Raw genomic sequence first — 5,603 nt, 5'->3', positions numbered from 1 at the left:
CGCCCACGGCGGATCGGCGCGCGTCGACGACGCGCCGGGCGGAGGCGCCCGCTTCACGGTGTCGCTCCCGCTCACGCAGGCGCCCGTGGTGCCGCCCGGGCTGGTCGTGCCGCCGCGACCGCCGATGCCGATCGTCGACCTGGCGTCATGATGAGGGAGGATGGCCGCGTGAGGGGGAAGCTGTGGCGTCGATTCTGATCGCCGATGACGAGAAGCGCATCTCGGGCTTCATCGACAAGGGCCTGCGTTCAGCCGGGTTCGCCACGCGCGTCGCGGCGACCGGCCCCGAGGCTCTGGACCTGGCCCTGACGGGCGAGTTCTCCCTGCTCGTGCTCGACGTGAATCTGCCGGGGATGGACGGATTCGCCGTGCTGGAGGCCCTGCGCGGATCGGGTTCGCGGATGCCGGTGATCATGCTGACCGCACGCGTCGAGCTGCACGACACCGTCGCGGGGCTGGAGGGCGGCGCCGACGACTACCTCGGCAAGCCGTTCCGGTTCGACGAGCTCGTGGCGAGAATTCGCCTACGGATGCGACGGGATGACGCAGCCGCGGGGGCTGAGCTCATCCACCGGGATCTCGCGCTCGACGTCCGCACGCGGCGCGCGCACGTCAGCGGCGTCGACATCGAGCTCTCGGCACGCGAGTTCGCGCTCGCCGAGGAGCTCGTCCGCCACGCCGGGCAGGTGCTCAGTCGCGAGCAGCTGCTGAGCCAGGTGTGGGGCTACGACTTCGACCCGGGTTCGAACGTCGCCGACGTGTACATCGGATACCTGCGCCAGAAGCTGGGCCCCGGGCGCATCGAGACGGTGCGCGGCGTAGGGTACCGGCTGGTCTGATCGCCCCGTCGCCGGCGCCTGTCAAGGCCGTTCACGGCCGGCCGTCAGAGTGCGAGGATGAGGCGGGTGGACGGCTTCGCAGCGGTCGACTTCGAGTTCGCGCGGCAGGTGCTGCAGCGGGGCACCGCCGCGCTGTTCGTGGTGGCGTTCGTATCGACTGCGAACCAGTTCCGCCCGCTCCTCGGCGAGCGCGGCATGCTCCCCGCGCCCGAGCTGCTCGATTGGGCCCGCTCGTCTCCGCGCGCCTCCAAGCTTCTCCGGCCGACGCTCTTCCGTCACGTGCGCTACACCGACCGCCGCCTGGTCGCGCTGTGCATCGCGGGCATCGTGATCGCCGCCGCGCTGGTGTGCGGCATCCCGCAGCTCGGCCCGCCGTGGGTGCCGATGCTGTGCTTCCTGGCCCTGTGGCTGGGGTACATGTCGATCACGAGCATCGGCCAGACCTTCTACGGGTTCGGGTGGGAGATGCTGCTCCTCGAGGCCGGGTTCCTCGCGGCGTTCCTCGGGTCGGACGACCAGCCTCCGCCGACCGTGGTCATCGTGCTGTTCTGGTGGCTCGTGTTGCGCCTCGAGTTCGGCGCGGGCATGATCAAGATCCGCGGTGGCCGCGAGTGGCGCGACCTGACCGCCCTCATGTACCACCACGAGACGCAGCCGATGCCGGGACCGCTGAGCCGGCAGGCGCATCTGCTCCCCCGCTGGTTCCACAAGGTCGAGGTGGTCGGCAACCACTTCGCACAGCTGATCGTGCCGTGGTTCCTGTTCGCGCCGCTGCTCGGACTGTGGGTTCCCGGTCCCGTGCCCGCGATCGTCGGCGCCGTCGCGGCGGTGATCGTGATCGCGACGCAGCTGTGGCTCGTGATCACCGGCAACTTCGCGTGGCTCAACTGGATGACGATCGTGCTCGCCTTCTCGGCGATCGGCGTGCCGGGCATCACGATTCGACCGGTCGCCGAGCCCGTCGAAGGGCCATGGATCATCCACGGGATGCCTCTCCCCTGGCTCGTCGTCACGTGCGCGGTCGGGGTGCTGTACGCGGTGCTCAGCTGGGCTCCGCTGCGCAACCTCTTCGCGCGGCGTCAGCTCATGAACGCGAGCTTCAACCGCTGGCAGCTCGCCAACGCGTACGGCGCGTTCGGCACGGTGACGAAGAAGCGCATCGAGATCGTCGTCGAAGGCACTGCGGACGAGGATCCGGATGCCGCGACCTGGCACGAGTACGGGTTCAAGGGCAAGCCGGGCGACGTGCGCCGGATCCCGCGGCAGTATGCGCCGTACCACCTGCGTCTGGACTGGCTGATGTGGTTCCTGCCGCTCGGCCGGTCGCTCGACGAGTGGTTCACGGAGTTCCTCGTGAAGCTGCTGGAGGCGGATGACGCGACCCTGCGCCTGCTCGCCGACGACCCGTTCCATGGCGAGCGGCCGCGGTGGGTGCGCGCGGTGTCGTACCGCTATCGGTTCACCACGCGCGCCGAGTTCCGGGCGACGCGGGCGCGATGGGTCCGCGAGCGCCGCCGGCCGGTCCTCGGGCCGGTCTCGCTGCGTCGCCGAGCCTGACTCGCACAATCACGCAGACTCGACGACGCGTCGCGAGCGGTTGCCCATGGCGTTCAGTCGGGCTCGCCGGTGTCCTCCGGCCACCGTAACCCCACGAGGGGCGCGCTGACCTGGCCCCTTCGCAGGTCGGCGTGGGTGGGTCTGCCGAGCTTTCGGACGCCCGGCAGACCCGCGGTCCCGCTCCACGAGGCGCGGCCGGTCAGGGCGCGGGCGCTCCTGCGGCGTCGCTCCGATCGACGGTCAGCCGGCCCCGACGGCGCGCCGTGAGGTCGACGATCGACACGATGAACGCGAGCCCCACGAAGACCCCGACCGACAGCATCCCGAACGCGTACGCGTCGTGGTAGACCACGAGGTCGTCGTGAGTGCCGGATTCGCGGTAGATCGCGGCGTAGAACAGCGACAGCGCGACAGCCGTGCCGACCGCTGCGCCCACCCGCTGGCCGAGCTGGCCGACCGACCCGGCGACGCCACCTTGCGTGACCGGGATGTCGGCGAGGGTCAGCGTCTGGTTCGGCGCGATCACGAGGCCGCCGCCCGCACCGCCGACCGTCATGATCACGGCCATGACGTAGGGCGTCCACGCCGGGTCGGCGAAGAGCGCGGCGAGCACGAGCCCGCCGACGCACGCCAGTATCGCCACCAGCCCCCACACCACCACGGAGCGACCGTGGCTGCCGACGAGGTTGCCGCCCACCCACGACGTGACGGCGCTGGCGAGCGCGAAGCCGATCGACACCATGCCGGCGTAGACCGGCGCCAGGCCCAGCCCGATCTGCAGGAAGAGGGTCGTGACCAGGAAGAGCGCCGGCGCCGCGGTGAAGTACGTCGTCTGCAGCAGCGTGCCGTTGCGGTACGACGCGATGCGGAACAGCGACAGCGGCACCAGCGGACGCCGCCCGCGCGACGCATAGCGACGTTCCCACGCGATGAACGCCGACACGAACAGCGCGAACGCCACCAGCAGCCACCAGCGCGCCGGATCGTCGGTCGGCGCCCCGGTCGTGAAGAGGAACGGCCACATCAGTGAGACGACGCTCGCCGTGAACAGCAGCAGGCCCACCGGGTCGAGCTGCAGCGGGCGCCGCGACGGCGTGCGCGTGTCGGGCAGGAGCCACAGCGCCAGCGCGATCGCCGCGAGGCACAGCGGCACGTTCATCCAGAAGATCAGACGCCACCCGTCGGTCGGACCGCCCAGCGCGATGAGCAGTCCGCCCAGCGTCGGACCGAACGCGGTCGCGACGCCGATCGTGGCACCGAAGAGACCGAACGCCCGGCCGCGCTCCTTGCCCTGGAACAGCTCCTGCGCCATGCCGAGCACCTGCGGCATCTGGATGCCGGCCGCCACGCCTTGCAGCAGGCGTCCGACGAGCAGCACGCCGGCGGTGGGGGCGAGCGCGCACAGGATGCTCGTCGCGGTGTAGAGCGAGAGCCCGATCACGAACAGCTTGCGGCGCGATCGCTGATCTCCCAGGCGACCGCTCGGGACGAGCACGAGCCCGAACGTCAGGACGAAGCCTGACACGACCAGCTGCAGCTCGGTCGACCCCGCCCCGAGCACCTCGCCGATCGAGGGCAGCGCGACGTTGACTTTGGTCATGTCGAGGATCGTGATCGCGGCGACCGACACGCACACCCAGAACGCGCGCCACCGCGCACCATGGGTCAGCGGGATGACCGCCGTGTGCGCAGCAACGACACGACTCGGGCCGGTCGCCTCCGGCTGTCGCGACTCGAGGTCAGGCATCCCTCCCAGGCTATCCCCGTCGGTGTGGCCGCGCGCCTGCATGCACGGCATCCGTGTCTCGCTTTCGGCCGAGAGGGGCGGCTCCTGCCGGAGCTTTCGGGACATGCTCAGGCGAAAGCGGGACATGATGGGTGGGTGAGACTCCTCGTCGCAGCGCTCGAGAGCGAGCTGGTCGCCTTCCCCGTCGAGCTCGAGGGGTTCGACCGCCTCGTCACCGGTCCCGGCAAGCTGCAGGCCGCCTACGCGCTGACCCGTGCGCTGGACGCGGCGCCGTACGATGAGGTCGTGGTGGTCGGCACGGCGGGAGCCATCGACCCGCTGCTGTCGGCATCCGTCTACGAGATCGACGGGGCGATCCAGCACGACGTGACCGACATCGACGGGATCGTCGGTCAGCACGTGTCACTGCCGCCGCGCGTCGACCTCGAGCGCGACGGGGTGACGATCGCCACGGGTGACCACTTCGTCGACGACGCCGAGGCCGTCGAGGTGATCCGGCCGCTCGGCGCGGGCCTCGTCGACATGGAGACCTACGCGTACATCTGGGTCGCGCAGCAGTTCGGCGTGCCGATCCGGGTGCTGAAGGCCGTGTCGGATCGCGCGCAGGACGGCGCCATCACCGACTGGCATGCCACGGTGGCGGCCTGCAGCCGGAAGCTGCGCGACCGGATCCGCGCCGACTACGGCGTGTGAGTCAGTCGTCGCTGCGGGCGAAGACGCTCCGAAGGGCGAAGAACACGATCGCCGCGACGACGAGCACGACCGCGAGCTTGGCGATGAACCACAGCAGCGAGAACACCACGTCCACCACGATCCACGCGATCACGACCGCGGCGATCACGCCGAGGATCGTCCAGAGGGTTCTCATGTTCACGCCCCCAGCCTAGGCGTGTCTGCTCACACGACCGCGAACTGCCGGACGACGCTCGGCCCGTGTGCGGCCGCCTCGACGCTGAGCCGAGCCGGCAGCTGCTCCTTCATCGCGGCCACGTGGCTGATGACGCCCACGGTGCGCCCACCCGCGCGCAGCTCGTCGAGCGTGCGCATCGCGAGCTCGAGCGTCTCTTCGTCGAGCGAGCCGAACCCCTCGTCGATGAACAGCGTGTCGAGGCGCACACCGCCCGCGCGGGCGGTGACGGCCTCGGCGAGGCCGAGAGCGAGCGCGAGCGATGCGAGGAACGTCTCGCCGCCCGACAGCGACTGCGCCGGACGCGACTGCCCGGTGTACGCGTCGAAGACCTCGAGGCCCAGGCCCGAGGCCGCGTTGCGCGCGGCGCGCGCGTCGGTGTGCTGCAGGCGGTAGCGCCCCGACGACATGTCGGCGAGGCGGAGGTTCGCCTTCACGACGATCTCTTCGAGCTCGGCGGCGAGCACGAAGGTCTCGAGGTCCATCTTCATGGTGTTGGGGGCGCGGCCCGCGACGGTGTCGGCGAGGCGGGTGAGCGCCGCGACGTCGGCCG

The 5,603-nt window shown here is 70.7% G+C and carries 6 protein-coding genes; 3 read left to right on the top strand and 3 right to left on the bottom strand.

Features of this window, described 5'->3' with window-relative positions:
• The first annotated feature begins 182 nt into the window (after window positions 1-182).
• Complete coding sequence (locus tag EIO58_RS11705; RefSeq protein ID WP_127819695.1) at window positions 183-839, top strand: response regulator transcription factor; 657 nt, start codon at window positions 183-185, stop codon at window positions 837-839.
• A gap of 66 nt (window positions 840-905) precedes the next feature.
• Complete coding sequence (locus tag EIO58_RS11700; RefSeq protein WP_127819694.1) at window positions 906-2,396, top strand: lipase maturation factor family protein; 1,491 nt, start codon at window positions 906-908, stop codon at window positions 2,394-2,396.
• Between the two features lie 199 nt (window positions 2,397-2,595).
• Here the strand turns inward: EIO58_RS11700 and EIO58_RS11695 are convergent, their stop codons facing one another.
• On the bottom strand, window positions 2,596-4,143 hold the full coding sequence (locus EIO58_RS11695; RefSeq protein WP_127819693.1) for an MFS transporter: 1,548 nt from the start codon (window positions 4,141-4,143) through the stop codon (window positions 2,596-2,598).
• Between the two features lie 135 nt (window positions 4,144-4,278).
• On the opposite strand from EIO58_RS11695, the gene EIO58_RS11690 reads away from it, so the two are divergent.
• Window positions 4,279-4,836, top strand: coding sequence for a phosphorylase family protein (locus tag EIO58_RS11690; RefSeq protein ID WP_127819692.1), 558 nt, complete (start codon window positions 4,279-4,281; stop codon window positions 4,834-4,836).
• Between the two features lies 1 nt (window position 4,837).
• On the opposite strand, the gene EIO58_RS11685 is transcribed toward EIO58_RS11690, so the two are convergent.
• Together EIO58_RS11685 and EIO58_RS11680 are read right to left on the bottom strand one after the other, a co-directional pair.
• A complete protein-coding gene (locus EIO58_RS11685; protein ID WP_127819691.1) occupies window positions 4,838-5,017 on the bottom strand; it encodes a hypothetical protein in 180 nt (59 codons plus the stop codon).
• Between the two features lie 23 nt (window positions 5,018-5,040).
• A partial coding sequence (locus EIO58_RS11680) for an SbcC/MukB-like Walker B domain-containing protein (protein ID WP_274543214.1) occupies window positions 5,041-5,603 on the bottom strand: 563 nt, incomplete at its 5' end.

Source organism: Microbacterium sp. CPCC 204701, assembly GCF_004010105.1.
GTDB lineage: Bacteria > Actinomycetota > Actinomycetes > Actinomycetales > Microbacteriaceae > Microbacterium.
The sequence above is the reverse complement of the archived record's forward strand: the minus strand, read 5'-3'. Positions and strand labels throughout refer to the sequence as shown.

What these genes read in the sequence shown, in the direction of transcription:
- EIO58_RS11695 (WP_127819693.1), bottom strand. Translation starts at nt 4,143, where the DNA reads ATGCCTGACCTCGAGTCGCGACAGCCGGAGGCGACCGGCCCGAGTCGT.